The sequence below is a fragment of the Streptococcus sp. AS14 genome, from assembly GCF_000286495.1.
Taxonomy (GTDB): Bacteria; Bacillota; Bacilli; order Lactobacillales; family Streptococcaceae; genus Streptococcus; species Streptococcus sanguinis_P.
In genome coordinates this window covers 359,562-379,348 of the sequence record NZ_ALKI01000012.1, presented here as the reverse complement: position 1 = coordinate 379,348, position 19,787 = coordinate 359,562, and the positions used below count along the sequence as shown (strand labels likewise).

Below are 19,787 nucleotides of genomic sequence, written 5' to 3'. Positions count from 1 at the left end.
TCAAATCACCTGACATTCATCAGCTGGTTTTCCTCTTTTAACCAGTTTCGTTTCCTTGATATGGAGCAAAGCTGAGTATGCTTGGTACTTAGGACGAGCCATTTGGTCGTTAAGGGTTGGCACCGGATTTGGTGTTTCACCCTTAGCATACTTAGCAGCATTTTTACCAATCAAACGATAGGTTTCAGGAGTTAACAAAGGTGCCTGCGGGAAGAGTTCCAGATTACTGAGCGGTGGCAAATCACGTTGGTGAATAACCGTTGTTCCCTTAGACTGAACACCGATAGAAATGCCTGAGCCAGACAAATGGTCTCCTTCTACCGCTACAAAGGCAACATCAGAAGAACGATAGACCTTGACAATGCGAGCCTTGAGCCCTTCTTCTTCGATACCAGCCACCAGCTGACGCAGTACTTCCGTATGAGGAATGTCCACCATCGTCTTCACCTGCTGTTCCCCAAAGGCAGGTCCAACTGCAATAACGACTTCATCCGTTGATTGGCTAGGCTTAGCTACACCAACTGTGCGGATGACCGCTTTTTCATTGGACACAGGCTTTGTAACAGGCTTTTCGCTTGTTTCAGCAACTGTTTCGTTGGTATTGGCGCTCATCTCTTTCATCACTTCTGCAATAATGGAGCGCAGTAAAGTTTCATTTATCTCTGTCATCTTAGCTCCTCCTATACATCACGCGGGTCAATCGCTTTAGGAATGTCTTTGACTTTTTCCCATTCTTCGCCGACCAGACGATGGCCTGTACCGACACCAACATAGTCATTCGGTGAATTCACCGCTGAAATAACATTCCAATCCCGATCAAAGATAGCAGATGTTTGCAGGAAATCTCCTGCTACACGTTGCTTGAACAAATTGAGCAGCTCATTGGCAACTTCAGGGAAGCCATTATTAGCCAAGGCTTTGATCAAATCAGCCCCTTGAACGCCGCGTTCCAGAATACCCTGAGCAGCCTTGATATCTTCAACCTTATCCCGCTCTGGCATATCTTTAGAGCCATGAGCATATGTCGCTGCTTCGACTTCTTCGTCGGTAATCGGCGGCAGGCCCAAGCCTTTGAAAAGAGCTTGCATAACGCGTGCTGCCTTGTTCCGAACCTTTACAACTTCCTCTTCACGTACAGGACGAAGACCACCGTCTACCCGCAGGTCACGCTGCAGGACATTGTAGTCGTCAAAGTCTTCCGCATCCCAGTTAGATCCGGCAAACATATTGTCATAGTTTGGCGTAGCAGAGTAGCCAGAGTTGATAAAGTCTGTACCTGGCGCAAACTGCATTAAAGTCCGAACGGAGCGACGTAAGTCTGAGTGAGTAAAGGTTTGGTCATTTGATGAAGCACATTCCAAGTCCAGCATGCTGGCAATTAAGTTTTCAGCAACGACCGCCCGAATACCACTCGGAACAGCTGCTGGAATACCGATACAGCTAACTGATCCATTCTGAGTTCCTTGAACCCCAGCCGCTTTCGTGACATAGAGACAGCGAGCTTCCAGATAGAGCATGGACTTGCCTTCGGCTTGTCCCATCTGTACTTCAGACCCTGTACCAGAAGTGAAGCGCATCTTGAGTCCCCGAGAAGCATAGGCTGAAGCCAGAAATGCTTTAGACCAAGGTGTATCATCTCCATCGGTGAAGACATCTTCTGTACCATAAACAGAGATGGTCTCAGCATAAGCTGTAAAGCCACGCATACCAAATTCTAGTTCTGTCGCTTCTTCCAAGGAGCACTGAGTCAATACTCCAGGACGGCCCACTTGTGAGCCAATCATCAGAGACAGGGCATTAAAAGGAGCGTAACGCACTACGGCAACCGTTGTTTCCTGCTCTGCAAAACCACGCAGAGCTCCTTCAGCTGCATCTGCTGCAATCTGCACTGGATTATCATTGACATTAGTGACATGGGCTTGAGTAGCTGTTTGCTTACGGGTCCGCATCTTTTGCAGACACATCATGATTTCCACGACATTCATCTGATTGACTACTTCAATGATTTTAGCCGGAGTCATGGCCTTGGTCAGCTTGATGATTTCTGTCCGAGGCACATTCGGTGTCAATATTTTATTGGCAATCTCTCGTGAGTCCATCTGAATAACTTCTTCAGCTCGGCTCAGGTCAATCCCATAATTGGCAATGAACTGGTCAATCAGGTCAAATTCTTCTTTTGGTTTGCCGTCTAACTCAACCACTTTTCCATTTTGAATCTTGATACTGGGTTTAGGGTCATTTGGGCTTTCCATAGCCACTAAACCTTCTTCAACCCATTCTTTTACAAACCCATCTTGGTTGATAGGGCGTTTGCTTAATACTTCAAAACGTTTGGATCTCATACCGTTTCCTCCCTCTCACTCTTAAATGTAAGATGGCTGTGAGTTGGTTGGCTCGTCACCCATACTGCCTAAAAGTGCCAGTCCAACTTCACGCGCTGAGATAACTGATTGTCTAACTGCTCCAGAATCTCCACTGATAAAGAGAATGGCTTCGTTTGAGTGGCTAGTGCCACCATTTCCTGGAGAAGCATAGCCGACAACAGTAACATTGGCAGCCTTGACAGCTGTATCCGCCATAACAACACCAATAGCTGCAGGTGCTCCGACAATCAAGCCAAAAGCACGGCCGTATTCAGCACCAAAGGCAGTCTGGCAAGCATAGCTAGCACGCGCAGTATATTGGAGTTCAATATGCCCTGCATCATTAGCATAAACATCGCCAAAGGTTCGATCCACTTCCTTCAAGGTTACTTCCACAGCTCGTCTGACATCTGATACATCTTCACCACCGAAGATAATCAAGCTTCCGTGTCCAGCACCGCCCTTAGTATCACGAGGCAGTTCGATTTTAACAATTTCTGTATTGGTTGCTTTGACTGCTTCATCTGCGGCCATGATATGAGGACCTGCACCAGTACGAGCACCGACTACACCAATTGAGCGATAGCTCTTTTCTAGCTTCATAGCATCCAGCACCTGCTGGTCCACATTGGCAATGACAAGTCCAATTGTATCGCCTATCGGATTAACACCGACAAATTCTGTAATATTGCATTTGTTTTCCATAAGACAGCTCCTTTCGCTGACATATATTTTGAAGCGCTTACAATTTTAGGAAATAAGGAAATCAGATAAGGGGAGCACCATAACTATACGCCTCTTTCTGATTCCATTTTTTTACTTTTTTCGGGTCAAAAGAATAGATTATTCTAAGGTTTTCTGTTAGAATGAGTATGGTTGTTTTTTAAAAAGGAAGATTTTTCCGCGTTCTCCAAAAAAGCCTAACCAACTTTTTTAAGAATGCCAAGCTAAGCCTACAAGAAATATACTTGACAGGCCTTTCCCTTCAGAAATAACAATCGCAGAGACAGATAACAGATGATAAACTTTTCGCAGGGTTGCTCATCTTTTATCTGTTTTTTTATTTTCTATCATTACAAAATAGCAGGACAGCAGGCCGCTGTCCTGCCATTCTATTAAATCTGATAGTTCAAATCTCCAACAAACTAGCCTTGCCAGTCAGCCGGATAGGTCACATAGATAAAGCGGGCCTTATCTCTGACAGAGAACTGAATGTCGCTGCCTTTAGGGATAAAGAGTACTTCGCCAGGGCCAGCTGTCATGACTTCGTCACCAACGATAATATCAAGACGCCCTTCAATAACATAGTCCACTTCATCATAGTCCAGATGCCAAGGGAAAGTTGTCTTTTCCATGGTCATCAGACCCAAGCCCAATCTTGGGCTTTCGTCTAAGGTCAGCAAGTCTCGTGTATAAACTTGATGGCTCGAATCACCTGTATCCAAGCGATCTTCTGGACGAACATCCAGACCAGGCAGGGCGATAGAAGCCACTCCTGCCTTGCTAACCTTCTTCCCACCATCTTTAGTGGCTAATTCTTCCAATAAAATCTTACGAACCAATGTTTCTAGGTCAGAACGATTAATATCTGCCATACTTCATACCTCCAAGTCTAAGCTTCCTTCTTCGTTAAGAAGAAAGCCAGTAATACCGCTGTGATACCGCCGACAAATTTACCAATCATCATCGGCACAATCATTTCCGGTTTTTGACCGGCTGTGAAGCCTAGGTGATCTCCGATAACAAAGGAAGCAGATACAGCAAAGGCTACGTTGATAATCTTACCGCGTTTGTCCATATCCTTCATCATCTGGAACATGGCAATGTTATTAGCCAGAGAAGCTACCAAACCAGCTGCACCAACTTCGTTCATTCCTAGGGATTTTCCGATAGCAGAAAGCGGTTTGTTGGCTACCTTGGTAAAGACAGCTACCAAACCAAAGGCTCCAGCCAAGGTTACGGCAATCGTTCCGACAACTTCAAAGGCTTCTTTCAGTGTCTCAGCACCTTTTGGATAGATGCTGATGAGCCATTCATTTCCAGTCAGAAGCTGCGCTGCACCAAAAGCCAAACCAAGCGTTGCCAAGATAACAATAATCTGACCAAACACTTCAAAACCTTTAATCATGGCATTAGGTGCCAAAAGCAATCCTATGAAAATCAGAGCAGATACAATGATAATCGGAATAAGATTGACAACCAAGGTTCCAAAAGGCAGACCTGGCACGAAAATTCCTCCGAGGAGACAGCCAATCGGAACAGTTACCAAACCGTATAGGATTCCGCGAGCCAAAAGCGGACGGTCATCTTTTTCAATAATACCCAAGGCAACTGGAATCGTAAAGACGATGGTTGGCCCCATCATAGAGCCCAGTACAAAGGCAGCGAAATTTCCTACTGCTGGATCCTGAGCCAGACTGAGAGCCAGAGGAGCTCCTCCCATATCATTGGCAATGAAGGTTGTCGCAAAGATAGACGGGTCAGCGCCCACCAAGCCATACAAAGGCACGACAATCGGTTTCAAGACATCCGCCAAGAGGGGAGCGATTACCATAATCCCAGCCATAGACAGAGCCAAAGCTCCCATAGCCATGATTCCTTCTTCAAATTTTTCACTTAGTCCTAGTTTGCCACCGATACATTTATCCACTGCACCGATCAGCATGAATAGCACCATGATATAAATGATAATTTCATTGATACTCATAACATTACCTTAGTTTCTAATATTCTTCATCACTGTGATAGTCAACCTTGTCAATGATAGCCACAACGACCATATCCACAGGGATATTCGTCTTATTTAGGCTCATCCGGGCAGAACTGCCAGTGGTTACCATTACTTGGTCTCCTTCGCCTGCACCGATGCAGTCGGCCACAATAAGCAGAGCTGGGTCACTTTGATGTTCATTTAGCTGCCGTTCGACCACTAAAAATTTCAAACCATTTAAATTTTCGTCTTTTCTAGTCGCCCAAAGGCTACCTTTTACTTTACCAACAAACATCTCTACCCACTCCTTTATTCTATGATTTCTATTTTTTGACGTTTTAGATAATCTCTCGCCAAGGCTGTCACAATCATTCCTTTTTCTATTTTAAAACTTCCATTTTCAGGTAAGCCCATCTCTCTCAGCCTCTTCTCTGTCAGCAAAACCGGCTTGCCCGGAGCCTTAGTCTTCGAGCTGACTTCTTCTGCCACCGCCCGTTTCACTTCCGGACGAGGCTCTTCAGCTTGATCACTTTCTAGGAGTGCTAAGAGTTGGCCTTCTTTATAAAATTGCAGACCGTAGCGAATCAGCTTTTCTCGCTGTCCCTGCAGTTCCTGATACAAGTACACTTTAGAAGATTGCTTGTACTGTTGAATAGCAAAGGCGTTGTCTGATACGAGGACTTTTTTGCCTTTCAAAAGACTCTTTAAAATGACTGCTTCCTCCACCGCTAAAGGGCAAAGGGATGAGAGTCTCAGAAAAGCATCAAAACCAAGTGTCTCAACAACAACAATCTCTGCTGTGCAAGAATCTTTTACGACTTGAAAGCCTTCCCCTTCTAATAAGTCAGGAATCTTATCGCCTCCAATGACGTATACTGAGGGTTTCTGAGGCTTTTGCTTCAACTTTTCCATCAGGCGGTCTGTAATCAAATCTACTAAATGATCTAGATTTTCCATTCTTTACCTACCTTTTATTTGCTCATACGACTTATTTCTTGATAATCCGTCCGCGTGTTCCTTTTTTGAAACCACAAGCATTGGCTTCATCGTAGTCGATATGCATATAGGTCGCAAACTTGGGACTAACACGGATAACCACATCATCAAAAATCAGCGGACGAGCACCTTCTACTCTGACTTGTACAATCTCGTGATTTTTTACATTCAGACGTTCAGCATCTTCCGGTGTCATATGAACATGACGCTTAGCTACTATCAGGCCCTTATCCAGACAAACTGCCTTGTCTCCATGAGCCAAGATGACACCTGGTGTTCCTTCGATATCGCCACTTTCGCGAATGGGTGCCTTGGTGCCCAGCTGCAAACAGTCTGTCAGGGAAACTTCTACCTGAGAATGTTTGCGAACAGGTCCTAGAATAACCACATTGTGAAAAGCGCCTTTTGGACCGACAACTGTCAGCCTTTCTTGACTAGCGAACTGGCCTGGCTGTGATAGGTCTTTTGCTTTTGTTAATTGATAGTTGGGACCAAACAAGGCTTCCAAATCTTCCTGACTCAAATGGACATGACGTCCGCTCGCTTCTACCTCAAATGACCCCTGCAATTCTTCCTGAACTTTATCAATTACTTTATTTACCAAATTTTCTAAAGTCATTGCTGTTCTTCTTTCTCTTGTTATTAGCTTGCTATCAACCAGAGCAAGACTTCAATTGATTTTAATAATTGAGAAACCTTACAAGCAAATTGATCTCTGTCACCATCAGCAGCCTGCTCCAATTCTTTGCGCAGGAGGGTCGTTTCGATATATGTTTCATAGCAATTCAGCTGCCAAGTCGGTTCTTGGTAACTCATCATGACCGTTTCTTGATCGAGCTGGCGACTGACCCGAATGGCCTGCAATTCTGCATTGCTAGGCAGGTCTGTCTGGTAATCAGAAATATCATCCAGAATATGATGGCCGACGATTTGTTCTACTATGTTCAATAGTTGGCCAACTTGCTCACACTTTTCATCCTGAAAAGCCTGATGCAATTCTCTCTGGTTCTTCAAAAAGCAAGTATAAAGTTTAGTCAGTCTAAATAGTCGTGGATACACAGCAGAGTCCTCAAGGTTTGTAATCGGCACCCTGATAGCATCAGCAGCTGAGGCTGTTTTCCCTTTGGTCTGACCTGAACAGATAATTCGAATATGGTGATCATTGAGAAAACCTCTGGCTGCTGGCGTCAGTTTTTCATCTTTGTTTAATTCAAAGACACCGTTATCAGCGAGAACGGATTCTCTATAAAGCTTTCTAATCTTAGCTTCTGTAAAAACTGACATGTATTCACATCCTTCTACTCCGTTGATACTCTGTGAAAATCAATCTGATACTCTCTGAAAATCAACATTTCTGTCTAGTATCGGGCTGCTGCCCATAAGCTTCATTTTCACTGAGTATTCTATTTGCCTCTGGGGCCTATATCAGTTCTAAACACTAGAATACAGGCCCTTTCAGCAAATATTTATCTGTCCCAGATTATTTGGGCAGAATGACTTCCACTTCAGCATGTGGACGTGGAATTACGTGAACTGAAATCAATTCACCAACATTTTCAGCTGCAGCTGCTCCAGCATCTGTCGCTGCTTTGACTGCGCCGACATCACCACGAACCATTACAGTTACCAAACCAGCACCGACTTGTTCTTTACCAATCAAAGTTACGTTAGCGGCTTTGACCATTGCATCAGCTGCTTCAATTGCGCCGACGAGTCCTTTTGTTTCTACCATTCCTAATGCATTTGCGTTTGCCATGTTTATTTCCTCCAATTATTTTCTTGTTTTTAATTTTATCCGAAAGTCTGTAATCTTATTCTTGATGAGGCAAGATTACTTCTACTTCAGCATGTGGACGTGGAATTACGTGAACTGAAATCAATTCACCAACGTTTTCAGCTGCAGCTGCTCCAGCATCTGTCGCTGCTTTGACTGCACCGACATCACCACGAACCAAGACTGTTACCAATCCAGCGCCGACTTGTTCTTTACCAACTAAAGTTACGTTAGCGGCTTTGACCATTGCATCAGCTGCTTCGATTGCGCCGACAAGTCCTCTTGTTTCTACCATTCCTAATGCATTTGCGTTTGCCATGATTGTATCCTCCAATTATAATGTTTAATATTGACTATTTTAGTTTTTCCAATACGCGTTGAACCAATAAGGTTACCAGTTCTTCTTCGTTTGATCCGTCAACTGCTACTGCTTTTGGTTCTTCCACTGCCATATTTTCTGCTTGTCGCAGGTCTGACAGTTCTGATGTACCGTAAGCTACACGACGGATATTGAAGAGATTGAGCGGGCTGACATTATCAGATGTCGCGCTGCCTCCCACAGCTCCACAACCCAAAGTAAAGGCTGGGAAGAGACCAGTCGTTGCACCGACACCACCTAGAGCTGCTGGCGTATTAATCAGCAGACGAGATACTGGTTTTTTCAGTGCAAATTCACGAATAATTTCTTCATTTTGACTGTGAATAGCAAGAGTGTGGCCTGCACCTTCGTGATGCAAAATCTTAATACTCAGCTCACAAGCTTCCAACCAGTCCTTGACAGTATAGAAGCCCAAGACTGGAGCCAGTTTTTCCATAGAATATGGATACTGCTTGCCGACGCCTGTTTCTTCTGCAATCAAGACCCGAGCATCTGCTGGAACTGAAATACCAGCTAACTCAGCAATCACTTGCGGTGTTTTACCAACCATTTTCGGATTCATCGCACCACTCGGCTGGATAATGAAGGAGCCTAGTTTCTTAGCATCTTCTGCTGGAACAAAGTAAGCACCTTGTTTCTTGAACTCTGCTACAACCTTTTCCTTCATATCTTCTTCGACGATGATAGACTGCTCAGATGCACAAATTACACCATTGTCAAAAGTTTTAGAATCCAAAATCTGACGAACTGCTTTTGGCACATCTGCTGTTCTTTCGATGAAGGCTGGACCATTACCAGGACCTACACCGATTGCTGGTGTGCCAGATGAGTATGCTGCTTTGACCATAGCATTTCCACCAGTCGCCAAAATCAGATTTGTATCCTTGTGTCGCATCAACTCATTTGTAGCTGCGATGGATACCCGATGAATCGCACTGATAGCTCCATCCGGACATCCAGCTGATTTAGCAGCTTTCTTGATGATTTCCACCGTTTCCTCAATACACTTAAGAGCATTTGGGTGAGGAGAGAAGACGATACTGTTTCCTGCCTTCAAGGCGATCAAAGCCTTATACATAACCGTTGATGTCGGGTTGGTTGATGGAATCAAGCCAGCAATGACACCGACTGGAACCCCAACTTCCAAGACTTTCTTTTCCTTGTCTTCGCTGAGAACCCCAACCGTTTTCATATCCTTGATTTCTTCAAGAATACCTTTGGAAGCAAGAGCATTTTTCAACACCTTGTCTTCCCAGCGGCCAAAGCCAGTTTCCTGAGCCGCCATTTTAGCTAGGCGTTCACGCTCATCATAACAAGCTTTCGCTACTACTTTTACAATGGTATCAATTTGTTCTTGACTCATTTTAGCAAGTTCTTGTTGGGCTTTCTTTGCATCCCGAATCAAATTCCTTACTTCCTGAATCGATACCAAATCTTTATCTTCTAAAAACATCCGCAATTACTCCTCTCCTATTGTTTCCATCAAAGTCTCAACGAGAAGTTTCTTATTAGCAAATTTGATTTCTTTCTTGCTGAGACGGATACCTTCTTGATGATAGGCAAGGCTGCGTAGTTCGACGACTTTTAGTTTTTCCAGTTCTTCTCTGGTGTAGGTCCTTGTCTCTCCTTCAAGCTTCTCTGCTGGTTCAGCCTTAGTTTCCTTTACAGGCTGAGGCTTTTCTTCGATTTTTTCTGAAGGGATTGTTTCCGCCGTAGAAGCAATCTCTTTTTTAACTGTTTTACTGTTTCTCTTTGGTACAAAGAGAAGGTCTGTCTGATTATCCAGCCTAGAAATTACATGGCTGGCCAGATAGTAAGGTTTATCTTGTACCAACTCAACTGCTGCATCAACCGCTGAGCGGACTGCACTGACATCGCCTATCAATTGAACCGTATTCAAACCAGCTTTGACCGTTTCAATATTAAGCAATGATACATTGGCAGCCTTCAAAGCCGCATCTGCCGCAACTACAGCACCTAGATAACCTTTTACTTCAATTAAACCTAGTGCTCTATCTGCCATTTAATCAACTCCTAATCAATAACTTTTAGGATCATTTGCTACTGCGATAACTGCATTCGCAAATGCGTCGCAGGCAGCTCGGCATGCTGACTGTGATCCGACCAGAAGTCCGCCGGCAAAGTTGGTTTCACTTGGTGGTCCGTAGAAGGCTCCAACCTGCACATCAGCCGCTTTCAAAGCCGCATCCAGTGCCACCATAGCTTCACCCGGTGGAGCAATCAAGTAAGCAATCGCTGTTCCTTCTTCTGCATTAGCCCCCTCTGACAGGTAAGAACCTGCACGAGAGATACAATGAGCAAAATAAGGAATACTGTCATCATCATTGGCACTGTAGAAGCTAGCCCCATTTTCGATTTCATAGACTGCTACATCCAGACCGCTGCGAACTTCTTCTGGGTTTGGACCAGCCAAGATACCGATGACTTCACCAGCCAGCTTAGTTGAAGCGTTGCCTGCACCAGCATACATACTGCGAGCATAGACCACTTCGACATCTGCTGCCTTGGTTGCTTCATCCAAGGCTACATAAGTGACATCATCACAGTCAGAAGTGATAATTCCCAGGCTTCTGTGATGTGGTTTAAGCTCCAAAGAAGCTGCCAAACCTGCATCCACGTTTGAAATCAGAAGGGCACTTAATACATTTGCACCTAATCGATCATTTTTCAAAGCCACTACCTCCTATTATTTCAAATCAATTCCTGATTTCTTATTATCAAGAATCTTCTTAATGATTTCTGCTACATAGGCTCCAGCTTCAACGGCTGGTGTTCCGCCTTTATGAATATTGGAAACAACAGTCCGTTTCGCTTCCGGCATACCAACTGTTGGCTTGTAAGCCAGATAAGCACTCATAGACTCAGCTGTTACCAGACCTGGACGCTCACCGACCAGCATACAGATAACTTCTGCACCAGTCAGCTCTGCGATTTGGTCCATAGCTGCAACCCGAGCATGCTTGATAAAGAGTACTTCACCAAAGTCCAGTCCGAACATTTTCAGACCTTGCTTCAGAGCTGGCAGGAAGTCTTTGACGTTAGCCTCGATAGCTGATGAACTAAGACCATCACCAACGACAATCTGAACTTTAGCATTAGGTTTGCATTTTTCCTTGATAATAGCCTGCTGATCTTCAGGGAAGACCCGGCCAAAATCTGGACGTGTCAAGTATTCATCTTTAGTAGTCGCCTTAGTCTGTACAGGAATGAAGCCCATTTCCTTGATAAAGTCATCTGATACATAGGAGAAGACCGCATCCTGAGCTGCCGCATGGTCTGCACGGAAACGCAAAACACTCTGTGTCTTGTAGCGATCGCCTGCTCGCCATAAGCCCAAACGTGCAGGAGTAAATTTCTTAATCTTCCGGTAGGCTTCTTCATTGATGGCATTAGGCACCAAGAACTGCTCCTGAATATCTACTTCCGTTATATCTGGAATGATGCCATCTTCAATCACTGAAGTGTCTTGTTTGACTTCTTCCTGCAGAGAAACTGTAGGTTCAGCTTCTTCCGAAACAGGAGGATTTTCAGCTTTATTTTGTTCAGTTGCTACCGTTTCTTTAGCAGCTGAGTCGCCGCCCATCTCATTTAACAATGAGCGAATCATTTCTTTTAATTGCAATTCATCCACAATGATTTCCTCCTTGCTAATTTGATTTCATAAAGATGGAGCCGTCTCCGCCGATTTCTGTCAGGTGACCATCTTCCATCAAGCCCATTTTTTCCATCCACTCTTCAAATTCCTTGATCGGACGTTTATTGAGAAGTGAACGCATGGTTGCTGTTTCATGGTAACCAGTTGTTTGATAGTTAAGCATGATATCGTCACCATGAGGAATCGCCATGATGTAGTTAACATTAGCTGCTCCGAGAAGAACCAAGAGATTTTCAGCGTCGTTTTGGTCAGCTTTCATGTGGTTAGTGTAACAGATATCACAACCCATTGAGATACCGGTCAGTTTGCCCATGAAGTGGTCTTCCAAACCAGCACGGATAACCTGCTTAGAATCGTAGAGATACTCAGGTCCAATGAATCCAACAACGGTATTTACCAAGAATGGATCGAAGCGTTTAGCGAAACCATAACAACGAGCTTCCATAGTCACTTGGTCTGCTCCATGGTGAGCATCAGATGAAAGTTCAGAACCTTGACCTGTTTCAAAGTACATGACATTCGGTCCAGCAGCTGTTCCCACTTTCAGAGCTGTATCCCAAGCTTCTTGAATGATTTTAGCATCAAAACCAAAGGCTTCATTTCCTTTTTCAGATCCAGCGATAGACTGGAAGACCAATCCTGTCGGAGCACCTTGATTCATGGCTTCTATCTGAGTAGTAACGTGAGCTAGCACACAGTGCTGAGTTGGAATCTTGTACTCTTCGATGAAGTCGTTAAACTTATGCAAGACGCGTTTGGTACTTTCTACTGAGTCATCTACTGGGTTCAATCCTAAGAGAGCATCCCCACATCCATAAGCAAAACCTTCCATAGTAGAAGCCATGATACCGTCTGGATCATCTGTGGTATGGTTAGGCTGAAGACGGGAGGAGAATGTTCCTGGCATACCAATCGTTGTATTAGCATGTTTGGTAATGATAATCTTATTGGCAGCGACAATCAAGTCCAAGTTGGTCATCAACTTAGCGACTGCTGCTACCATTTCAGAAGTCAACCCACGAGACAGCCACTGAATGTCTACGTTCTTAGTCTTGTTATCCAAGATCCATTCACGCAGCTCTTCTACTGTCCAATTCTTAATCTTTTCGTAAGTACGAAGATTGACATCATCAATGATAATCCGTGTTACCTCATCTTCTTCATAAGGAACTACTGGATTATTGAACAAATCAGATAATTTCAGCTGAGCTAGTACAACCTTAGCAGCAACGCGCTCTTCGGCAGATTCTGCTGCTACTCCCGCTAGCTGATCCCCTGATTTGTACTCATTGGCTTTGGCCAGCACTTCTTTTACGGATTTAAATTCGTAAAGCCGACCAAACAATTTTGTTTTCAAAATCATGGATTACTTCCTCCTTAGTGTAAATAAAAGTTTAATTAAACACCAATGTTTTCACGACAATTGGTAGGACCGATCCCTCAATGACTGGATTACCAATATCGATATAGTCGCCATTTTGAACATCCACTGAGTCAATGCAGACAAATGGATAATCCTTAGGCAACTGAGCAAAGAGACATTGACCTAGAACCTTGGCCATATCTTCTCTGACCACTACTAGCAGCGGAATTTTCTTTTCAATGCTTTCGCTCATTCCACTGACAATAGCCTCTGCGTATTCCAAAACCCGGGCGAAGCTTGGGCTTTTTTCTCCATTGATTGCCAAAGCCACCTGCTGGACTTCATTTTCCAGTGTGAACCAGGCTACCTTGTCCTTGATAATCTGCTGCAGCCCCTCCTTATCCTCATGCTCATCAGAAGCTGCCAGTTTGAGAACTGGAATGTTCTTAATAGGAAGGATATCGGAGATGTAGGTAATGGTACTGCCGCTGACATCGGTCGTATGGCTGCCGGCTCCAACAACGGTTGCCCGAATGGTCTCAGCTGACTGGATGACTTTCTTTTGATCAAAAATCTTGGATTTTCTCAGCGCCCTGCCAAGCAGGATACCGATATCCCCATAGCGGAAATCATCCGCCGAGGTCGTTTCCAAGTATACTCCATCAGCTACACCACCTGAGAAAGATACACAGTGGAGATCATAGTTCAACTTGAGACCGTGGTTGGTCTGTAGAAGCTCATAGTAAGGACTGTGATTGTCAATTCCTACAGACTGTTCTAACACGGAGACCATTTCTTGAATCAGCCGATCCAAATCAGCCCGATGGACCGTTTCACCAACTGCCAACTGAAGTCCCTGCTCTGCAATGATCGTTTGCAGTTTTGGAGCGATATAGCTAATCCGCTGGGTCTGCGGATCGATTTTTATCAGCCGACCTCCGATATCAAAACATCCTGTATCAATCACATCTCCTTCTCGGAAGGCTGCCAGATTGGAAGTCCCCCCACCAATATCAATATTGACTACTGATGTATGATGCTCTTGAGAATATTGATGACTGCAGGCCCCTTTACCGGCGATGATACTCTCAAGGTCTGGGCCAGCCGTCGCAACGACAAAGTCACCAGCATAACCACTCAGTGCTTGGAGCACCTGGCTGGCATTTTCCTTGCGAGCCGTCTCACCAGTAATGATGACTGCTCCCATCTGAATGTCTTTTTTCTGAATGCCTGCTTTCGCATACTCATTCAGGACAAAGTTTTTGATCTTATCCACCTCGATCAAAAGTTGATCTGAAATTGGTGTGAAGATAATTTCACTTTTATAAAGAACTTTTTTATCTGTAATATAGACACGAGGAATAGTAAACACAGAAGCAATATTCTCGATGGTAAGCTCTGACAAGATCAGCTGTGTAGTGGCTGTCCCGATATCGAGCCCCACACTCAAAATTTTATCTGACATACTAAAAACCTCCAAAAAAAGACGCTCAAAGCAATGCAAACAAACAGAGTTCATTTACATTCTTCAAGCGTCATTGCTTTTTTCGACTGACATCATTGTTAGTCTGGTAATATTTATTTTTTAAAACGAATGGTCGTTGCCGTTCCCTCATGGTCTGAGTGGATAGACAAGGTTCCAAACAATTTTCCTTGGACAAAGCGCTCCACCAAGAGTAGACCCAGATGATTTTCAAAGGAATGCTCTTGATTGTAACCGCTACCATTATCCAGTACTTTTAAAGTTATTATATCATTTTTAAGTCCAACCTGCAAACGGATTTGCGGTTTTTCTGGATTTTTTTTGTCCTTAAAAGCATGTTCATAGCTGTTCTGCAGTAATTCATTGACGATTAGCGCCAGTGAAGTGGCCCGGCTGCTGTCGAGACAGAGTTCCGGTTCTAGGCTGTAGGTCAGGACTATTTCCCTATGCCCGGAAAAACAACGCTGAACATTTTCGATAACTCTCTTCAGCAGATGCTCAATCTGAATGCTGTCATCCTGCTGAGAAGACAGGAGCTCGTGAGTCGCCGCTATGGAGAGCACACGATTCATACTATCGTTAAGAGCTTTTTTGGTGTCTGCTCCTGGACTTTGCTGAGCCTGTAGTCGCAGCAAGGAAACAACGGTTTGCAAGTTATTCTTTACCCGATGGTTCATTTCACGAATGGTAGTTGTATGGGTTAAGAGCTGCACTTCCTTTTCCTTGATATCTGTAATATCCTTACAGATCATGACCACATTTTCACTCTCAGCCAGCAAATAGCGTTTGACCAAAAAGCAATAAGTGCCATAATGTACCTCAACTTGGTGAGGTTTTTCTTGAGGGGCCTGTGGTCCCAGTTGCTGGATTTCTTCAAAAGTCAGACTGTCTAAGACTAGATTGCTGTAGTGCATTCCCTCAATCGAGTCCATATAGCCCAGCTTATGGCGATAAGAATCGGCAGCTGCTTGATTGAAATACTTGAGATAGCCCTGCTGGTCAAAGACCAGACAAGCTTCGTCAATATGATCAAATAAAACAAACTGCTCTTGGGCTGAAATCTCAGGAGTGCTCCGCAACTCAAAACCGTCATCCTCTTTATCTAAAGAAAAGTGGTCTGGTAAAGTCTGGGGAGCATTTCTTTCGATAATCAGCGTTCCAATGACGCGCTCTTCTCTCAAAATCGGAAAGACCGTCTGATGGATGGCTAAGCCCTCCTGCGATCTGGCCGAAAGCCCTATCGAAGGAGCGCCCGTCTCCAAGGTCCGGATAACACCTGGCTCATTTTCCAGATAGGCCATAGCACCTACGACCGAGTTTTCGTACAAGCTGAGCTTGCTTTCCGGCTTTTTGTGAAAGATGACAATGGCATGTTCCGAAAAGATATTCTTTACATCAATGAAGACATCTTCATTGGCATAAGCTGAGTTTTTCAATAATTCGTCAGCCTGTTGGACAAGATGCTCGATATCAGCCTCATCCAAATTTGTCTGTTCCTGACAAAGCTGCTTTATCTTATCTTTATACATCATTACACATCATCTTGGAGCACCAGCAATTTGGCAATCTCAATCATCGGCACTCTCTTTTGCATACTAATTGTCCGAATGCGCTTGAAAGCTTCTGGCTCTGATAAATGATCACGAGCCATCAGCAAGCCTTTGGCCTTTTCAATCACAATCCGATCGTCTATCTTTTTCGACAGCTTGACCATTTCATTGGACATCTGCTGAAGCTGGCGACCCTTCTCTATGCAGACCTCTACCATTGGAATCAAGGACTTGGCATCCAAAGGTTTAACCAAGTAAGCACTAATCCCATTGGTTTTAGCTTTTTGAACATAGTGTTCATCGCTGTAGGCTGACAGTAGAATCACACTGTAGGCTAAAGCATCTTCGAGTATTTTCTTACCCGCTGTCAGGCCATCCAAAAGCGGAAGCTTGATGTCCATCATGACCAAGTCACAACGATATTTCTGACACAAATCAATAGCCTCAAAGCCATCTGATGCCTCAGCCACAACTTCATAATCAGCTGCCTCTAATATATTTCGGATATCTAATCTTACAATTGGATCATCATCAACAATTAGTATTCTGCCTTTCATACTTCCCCTCGACAGTTTGATTTTTTATGTCCGCGTTACGACAGTGCTGGAGAAGCCCAAAATCTCTTCCAGACCTTGTAAAACGGCAATGAGAGCTGCCTCAACAGAAGAAACGTCACCTGTCATCACGACAGAGCCGCTGAAACGATCCACAAAACCAACTTGAACATCCGCAGCCTTGGTCGCAATATCAACCGCAATGATAGCTGCTTCACTCGGAGTGATCGTCAAGATTCCAATCGCATCCTTGATTTCTGCCTGCAATCCCAATTTTTCAAAAATGACTTCATCAGGATTAGCGATAAGGTGCGCCAAGGTCACTTGTTTCCCAGGAACGTATTCCTGTATCATTCTTTGTTTTTCTTCCAATTTAGTAAACCTTCTTCATGATTTTAAACCTTCAGAAGTGTACTGCACGCTCTTAATCATTATACAATAATTTTGGCATAACAGCAATTCAGAGGATTAAAACGCTTTCTCTAATACTTTAAGCAGTTCTTCTGCCGTAGGGACGCGAGGGTTAGTCGGAGTACAGCCATCATGCAGAGCAGCTTCTGAAATTTCTACCTTGTACTGAGCAAAAGCATCTGCTTTCACACCATATTCTCTGAGAGAAGTTGGCATCTCCAACTTTCTCTGCAGCTTCTTGATAGCTTCAACCAGCTGTCTCACTCCTGACACAGGGCTTGAAGCACTGCATCCCAGTAGTTTGGCAATATCCTGATAGCGACTTGCTACAGTCTTGTCTGTCGCCTGCCGGTTCCGATTGTTGAATTCGATACCAGCATTATACTGAATGACATGGGGCATTAAAATACTGTTTAAACGACCATGAGGTACATGGAACTTAGCTCCTGCCGCATGTGCCAGACTGTGATTGATACCCAAAGAAGCTGTGTTAAAGGCCATACCAGCCAGAGTGGATGCTGCATGCATCTTTTCACGCGCTTCTACATCCTGACCATTTTTGTAGGCTTTAGGTAGGTATTCAAAGACCAGCTTGATTGCCTTTTCAGCCAAGGCATCAGAGAAGTCCGTAGCCTTGGTCGATACATAAGCTTCAATGGCATGGGTCAGTACATCCATTCCAGTGTCAGCCGTGATGTTACCAGGAAGTGACAGAACCAAATCCGCATCTAAGATCGCAACATCCGGAAGGATTTCTTTGGTCACTAAAGGATATTTGGTACCTCTCTCTGCATCCGTGATGACAGAAAAAGACGTTACTTCAGATCCAGTTCCGCTTGTCGTCGGAATGGCGATGAGAATAGCCTCTGAGAAAGCACCCTGCTTCTTGGCAAAATAATACATAGCCTTGGAAGCATCAATGGCAGAGCCTCCGCCAATAGAAAGCACAATACTGATTGGCTTGTCTCCTGCACTCTTGATACCAGCCACAACCGTTTCGATTGGCGGATCAGGCACAATATCCGTGAAAACAACAATATCATTGTTGTCATCAAAGTTGGCTAAAATAGCATCCAGCGTGCCAGATGTCTTCAAAAAAGGATCGGCAACGACTAAAATATGCTCGTTTTTATAATGGCTTAATTGCTGCAGAGCGCCCTTGCCCACATGCAATTCAGTCTTATAGGAAATCTTATACATCTTTTCTCCTTTCTGTTGTATCTATTTTTAAACAAAAAGAAACTATATGAAAATAAGACTGCTCCCCTACACACGTCACAGCATTTTCATATAGCTTCATTGCTTATTTATCTTCAGTACCCCTTTGTACTATATTGAATTATAACACAAAAGCGCTTTCAAGGCAATGAAAAAGTCATTAATATAAGAAATTTTTAGTGCCGCATCTCACAGCAAAGGCAAGTTTATTTGAAGAATTAAATTTTTATTAAAATTTAGTTCATTTTCCTTGTAATTCCCTGTGAAAGGTGTTACAATCTAGTTACTAGGAAATTGATTTTAGTACTTTTAAGGGTATGGAAGTCTGGTGCAAATCCAGCGCGGTCCCGCCACTGTGATAAGCTTTTCAGCTTTAAGTCAGGTCTTTATTCTTAAATTTTAGTAGATTTCATGCCTCGATGTAAGGTAGTGATGTCAGTTTGGAACAAACATTTTAGCTTAGTTTCCATTATTGACTCTACGTTTAAGTACGTTAATTTTCTAAAGATGAGGTTTCACTTGTCTTTCTGCAAAGGAGCAGAGTCAATAATTGGAAAGCTAGTGCTAATCAACGAAGCTTAGCATAAAGATACGAAGATGTATAGGCGGCTTTCTTTTTTAGAACATCAAAATAAGTTCTGTCCTTCCAAGACTTGGTAAAGTCAATTTGGAAAGACAGAACTTTTTCTGTTTCTTTTTGTCACTGGCGTTTGCTTGCCCAACGCTCAACATCTGCCTTGGTGATATTGTGGAAGACCTTAGCACCTCTTTCATAGGCGATGTCTTCTTGATTTTTAGTAAAGTTGATTACTCGAGCCAAGGCAAAGAAGTAATCTGATAGACGGTTGACAAAAATCAGGACATTATTGTTAATTTCTGTAGTCCACATAGCCCCTACGATATGACGCTCTGCCCGTCTTGCAATGGTCCGAGCCACATGAATCATGGAAGCAATCTCGTCACCGCCTGGCAGGATAAATCTTTCCAGAGCCGGTGGAATTTCTGCGTAGGTATCAATCCTCTCCTCAATCCAGTCAATCAGTTGCTGATCGACCTTATAAGGGTAAACTCCCTTTGGTGTAGAGAGGTCTGAACCACAGTCAAAGAGATAATGCTGCAGCTGGAGCAGCTCATCTCTCAGCTTATCATCCTTGTCCAGCTTGGTAATGGTATAACCAATCCAAGAGTTAAGCTCATCAATGGTCCCGTAAGCATTAACCCGTTCTGCATCCTTGGCGACACTTTGACCGCCAACTAGCTTGGTCAAGCCCTTATCACCTGTTTTTGTATAGAGTTGCATATTTTTCCTC

The 19,787-nt window shown here is 43.9% G+C and carries 22 protein-coding genes and 1 riboswitch; all 22 genes read right to left on the bottom strand.

The features are described 5' to 3' along the window. Positions 1-669 carry a propanediol/glycerol family dehydratase medium subunit gene (locus tag HMPREF1150_RS05290; protein ID WP_004188079.1) on the bottom strand — a complete coding sequence of 223 codons (669 nt, stop codon included), beginning with the start codon at positions 667-669 and terminating at the stop codon, positions 1-3. Positions 670-680: 11 nt separating this feature from the next. Further along, a complete protein-coding gene (locus HMPREF1150_RS05295; protein WP_002910470.1) occupies positions 681-2,342 on the bottom strand; it encodes a propanediol/glycerol family dehydratase large subunit in 1,662 nt (553 codons plus the stop codon). Positions 2,343-2,363: 21 nt separating this feature from the next. After that, positions 2,364-3,095, bottom strand: coding sequence for a propanediol utilization microcompartment protein PduB (gene pduB / locus HMPREF1150_RS05300; protein ID WP_260425614.1), 732 nt, complete (start codon positions 3,093-3,095; stop codon positions 2,364-2,366). Positions 3,096-3,508: 413 nt separating this feature from the next. Next, positions 3,509-3,958 (bottom strand): cupin domain-containing protein, encoded by a 450-nt coding sequence (locus HMPREF1150_RS05305; protein ID WP_002898196.1) that lies wholly within the window; start codon positions 3,956-3,958, stop codon positions 3,509-3,511. 17 nt (positions 3,959-3,975) lie between these two features. After that, positions 3,976-5,070: an ethanolamine utilization protein EutH gene (locus HMPREF1150_RS05310; RefSeq protein WP_002910474.1), complete on the bottom strand. Its 1,095-nt coding sequence runs from the start codon at positions 5,068-5,070 to the stop codon at positions 3,976-3,978. A 16-nt stretch (positions 5,071-5,086) separates the two neighbouring features. Beyond that, positions 5,087-5,368 (bottom strand): EutN/CcmL family microcompartment protein, encoded by a 282-nt coding sequence (locus HMPREF1150_RS05315; protein WP_002896356.1) that lies wholly within the window; start codon positions 5,366-5,368, stop codon positions 5,087-5,089. Between the two features lie 14 nt (positions 5,369-5,382). Next, positions 5,383-6,030, bottom strand: coding sequence for an ethanolamine utilization protein (locus HMPREF1150_RS05320; RefSeq protein ID WP_002901057.1), 648 nt, complete (start codon positions 6,028-6,030; stop codon positions 5,383-5,385). 31 nt (positions 6,031-6,061) lie between these two features. Then, positions 6,062-6,688 (bottom strand): ethanolamine utilization phosphate acetyltransferase EutD, encoded by a 627-nt coding sequence (gene eutD, locus HMPREF1150_RS05325; RefSeq protein WP_002896361.1) that lies wholly within the window; start codon positions 6,686-6,688, stop codon positions 6,062-6,064. A gap of 23 nt (positions 6,689-6,711) precedes the next feature. Beyond that, positions 6,712-7,353 carry a hypothetical protein gene (locus HMPREF1150_RS05330; RefSeq protein WP_002901058.1) on the bottom strand — a complete coding sequence of 214 codons (642 nt, stop codon included), beginning with the start codon at positions 7,351-7,353 and terminating at the stop codon, positions 6,712-6,714. Positions 7,354-7,549: 196 nt separating this feature from the next. After that, on the bottom strand, positions 7,550-7,825 hold the full coding sequence (gene pduA / locus HMPREF1150_RS05335) for a propanediol utilization microcompartment protein PduA (RefSeq protein ID WP_002896373.1): 276 nt from the start codon (positions 7,823-7,825) through the stop codon (positions 7,550-7,552). A 55-nt stretch (positions 7,826-7,880) separates the two neighbouring features. Next, entirely contained in the window at positions 7,881-8,162 is a 282-nt protein-coding gene (gene pduA, locus HMPREF1150_RS05340; RefSeq protein ID WP_002898203.1) for a propanediol utilization microcompartment protein PduA, read from the bottom strand. 34 nt (positions 8,163-8,196) lie between these two features. After that, positions 8,197-9,675 (bottom strand): acetaldehyde dehydrogenase (acetylating), encoded by a 1,479-nt coding sequence (locus HMPREF1150_RS05345; protein ID WP_050547167.1) that lies wholly within the window; start codon positions 9,673-9,675, stop codon positions 8,197-8,199. Positions 9,676-9,681: 6 nt separating this feature from the next. Continuing rightward, positions 9,682-10,245, bottom strand: coding sequence for a BMC domain-containing protein (locus tag HMPREF1150_RS05350; RefSeq protein ID WP_002901060.1), 564 nt, complete (start codon positions 10,243-10,245; stop codon positions 9,682-9,684). Positions 10,246-10,260: 15 nt separating this feature from the next. Continuing rightward, positions 10,261-10,914 carry an ethanolamine utilization microcompartment protein EutL gene (eutL, locus tag HMPREF1150_RS05355; RefSeq protein WP_009659835.1) on the bottom strand — a complete coding sequence of 218 codons (654 nt, stop codon included), beginning with the start codon at positions 10,912-10,914 and terminating at the stop codon, positions 10,261-10,263. Between the two features lie 15 nt (positions 10,915-10,929). Further along, a complete protein-coding gene (gene eutC / locus HMPREF1150_RS05360) occupies positions 10,930-11,874 on the bottom strand; it encodes an ethanolamine ammonia-lyase subunit EutC (RefSeq protein WP_002901062.1) in 945 nt (314 codons plus the stop codon). 16 nt (positions 11,875-11,890) lie between these two features. Continuing rightward, positions 11,891-13,261 (bottom strand): ethanolamine ammonia-lyase subunit EutB, encoded by a 1,371-nt coding sequence (locus HMPREF1150_RS05365; RefSeq protein ID WP_002901063.1) that lies wholly within the window; start codon positions 13,259-13,261, stop codon positions 11,891-11,893. 31 nt (positions 13,262-13,292) lie between these two features. Then, positions 13,293-14,726, bottom strand: a complete 1,434-nt coding sequence (gene eutA / locus HMPREF1150_RS05370) for an ethanolamine ammonia-lyase reactivating factor EutA (protein WP_002901064.1) — start codon at positions 14,724-14,726, stop codon at positions 13,293-13,295. A 113-nt stretch (positions 14,727-14,839) separates the two neighbouring features. Continuing rightward, positions 14,840-16,276: a sensor histidine kinase gene (locus HMPREF1150_RS05375; RefSeq protein WP_032905443.1), complete on the bottom strand. Its 1,437-nt coding sequence runs from the start codon at positions 16,274-16,276 to the stop codon at positions 14,840-14,842. Then, entirely contained in the window at positions 16,276-16,851 is a 576-nt protein-coding gene (locus HMPREF1150_RS05380; RefSeq protein ID WP_002902510.1) for an ANTAR domain-containing response regulator, read from the bottom strand. The genes HMPREF1150_RS05375 and HMPREF1150_RS05380 overlap by 1 nt, the downstream gene beginning before the upstream one ends. A 24-nt stretch (positions 16,852-16,875) precedes the next feature. Beyond that, the gene (locus HMPREF1150_RS05385; RefSeq protein ID WP_002898216.1) at positions 16,876-17,220 is read right to left on the bottom strand and encodes a BMC domain-containing protein; all 345 of its coding nucleotides are present in this window, start codon (positions 17,218-17,220) and stop codon (positions 16,876-16,878) included. Between the two features lie 96 nt (positions 17,221-17,316). Continuing rightward, entirely contained in the window at positions 17,317-18,459 is a 1,143-nt protein-coding gene (locus HMPREF1150_RS05390) for a 1-propanol dehydrogenase PduQ (protein ID WP_002901066.1), read from the bottom strand. Positions 18,460-18,769: 310 nt separating this feature from the next. Continuing rightward, positions 18,770-18,918, top strand: a riboswitch (adenosylcobalamin (AdoCbl) riboswitch). Positions 18,919-19,177: 259 nt separating this feature from the next. Next, complete coding sequence (locus tag HMPREF1150_RS05395) at positions 19,178-19,777, bottom strand: cob(I)yrinic acid a,c-diamide adenosyltransferase (protein WP_002896396.1); 600 nt, start codon at positions 19,775-19,777, stop codon at positions 19,178-19,180. Positions 19,778-19,787: the final 10 nt, after the last annotated feature.

What these genes read in the sequence shown, in the direction of transcription:
- HMPREF1150_RS05290 (WP_004188079.1), bottom strand. Translation starts at nt 669, where the DNA reads ATGACAGAGATAAATGAAACTTTACTGCGCTCCATTATTGCAGAAGTG.
- HMPREF1150_RS05295 (WP_002910470.1), bottom strand. Translation starts at nt 2,342, where the DNA reads ATGAGATCCAAACGTTTTGAAGTATTAAGCAAACGCCCTATCAACCAA.
- HMPREF1150_RS05305 (WP_002898196.1), bottom strand. Translation starts at nt 3,958, where the DNA reads ATGGCAGATATTAATCGTTCTGACCTAGAAACATTGGTTCGTAAGATT.
- HMPREF1150_RS05310 (WP_002910474.1), bottom strand. Translation starts at nt 5,070, where the DNA reads ATGAGTATCAATGAAATTATCATTTATATCATGGTGCTATTCATGCTG.
- HMPREF1150_RS05315 (WP_002896356.1), bottom strand. Translation starts at nt 5,368, where the DNA reads ATGTTTGTTGGTAAAGTAAAAGGTAGCCTTTGGGCGACTAGAAAAGAC.
- HMPREF1150_RS05320 (WP_002901057.1), bottom strand. Translation starts at nt 6,030, where the DNA reads ATGGAAAATCTAGATCATTTAGTAGATTTGATTACAGACCGCCTGATG.
- eutD (WP_002896361.1), bottom strand. Translation starts at nt 6,688, where the DNA reads ATGACTTTAGAAAATTTGGTAAATAAAGTAATTGATAAAGTTCAGGAA.
- HMPREF1150_RS05330 (WP_002901058.1), bottom strand. Translation starts at nt 7,353, where the DNA reads ATGTCAGTTTTTACAGAAGCTAAGATTAGAAAGCTTTATAGAGAATCC.
- pduA (WP_002896373.1), bottom strand. Translation starts at nt 7,825, where the DNA reads ATGGCAAACGCAAATGCATTAGGAATGGTAGAAACAAAAGGACTCGTC.
- pduA (WP_002898203.1), bottom strand. Translation starts at nt 8,162, where the DNA reads ATGGCAAACGCAAATGCATTAGGAATGGTAGAAACAAGAGGACTTGTC.
- HMPREF1150_RS05345 (WP_050547167.1), bottom strand. Translation starts at nt 9,675, where the DNA reads ATGTTTTTAGAAGATAAAGATTTGGTATCGATTCAGGAAGTAAGGAAT.
- HMPREF1150_RS05350 (WP_002901060.1), bottom strand. Translation starts at nt 10,245, where the DNA reads ATGGCAGATAGAGCACTAGGTTTAATTGAAGTAAAAGGTTATCTAGGT.
- HMPREF1150_RS05365 (WP_002901063.1), bottom strand. Translation starts at nt 13,261, where the DNA reads ATGATTTTGAAAACAAAATTGTTTGGTCGGCTTTACGAATTTAAATCC.
- eutA (WP_002901064.1), bottom strand. Translation starts at nt 14,726, where the DNA reads ATGTCAGATAAAATTTTGAGTGTGGGGCTCGATATCGGGACAGCCACT.
- HMPREF1150_RS05375 (WP_032905443.1), bottom strand. Translation starts at nt 16,276, where the DNA reads ATGATGTATAAAGATAAGATAAAGCAGCTTTGTCAGGAACAGACAAAT.
- HMPREF1150_RS05380 (WP_002902510.1), bottom strand. Translation starts at nt 16,851, where the DNA reads ATGAAAGGCAGAATACTAATTGTTGATGATGATCCAATTGTAAGATTA.
- HMPREF1150_RS05390 (WP_002901066.1), bottom strand. Translation starts at nt 18,459, where the DNA reads ATGTATAAGATTTCCTATAAGACTGAATTGCATGTGGGCAAGGGCGCT.
- HMPREF1150_RS05395 (WP_002896396.1), bottom strand. Translation starts at nt 19,777, where the DNA reads ATGCAACTCTATACAAAAACAGGTGATAAGGGCTTGACCAAGCTAGTT.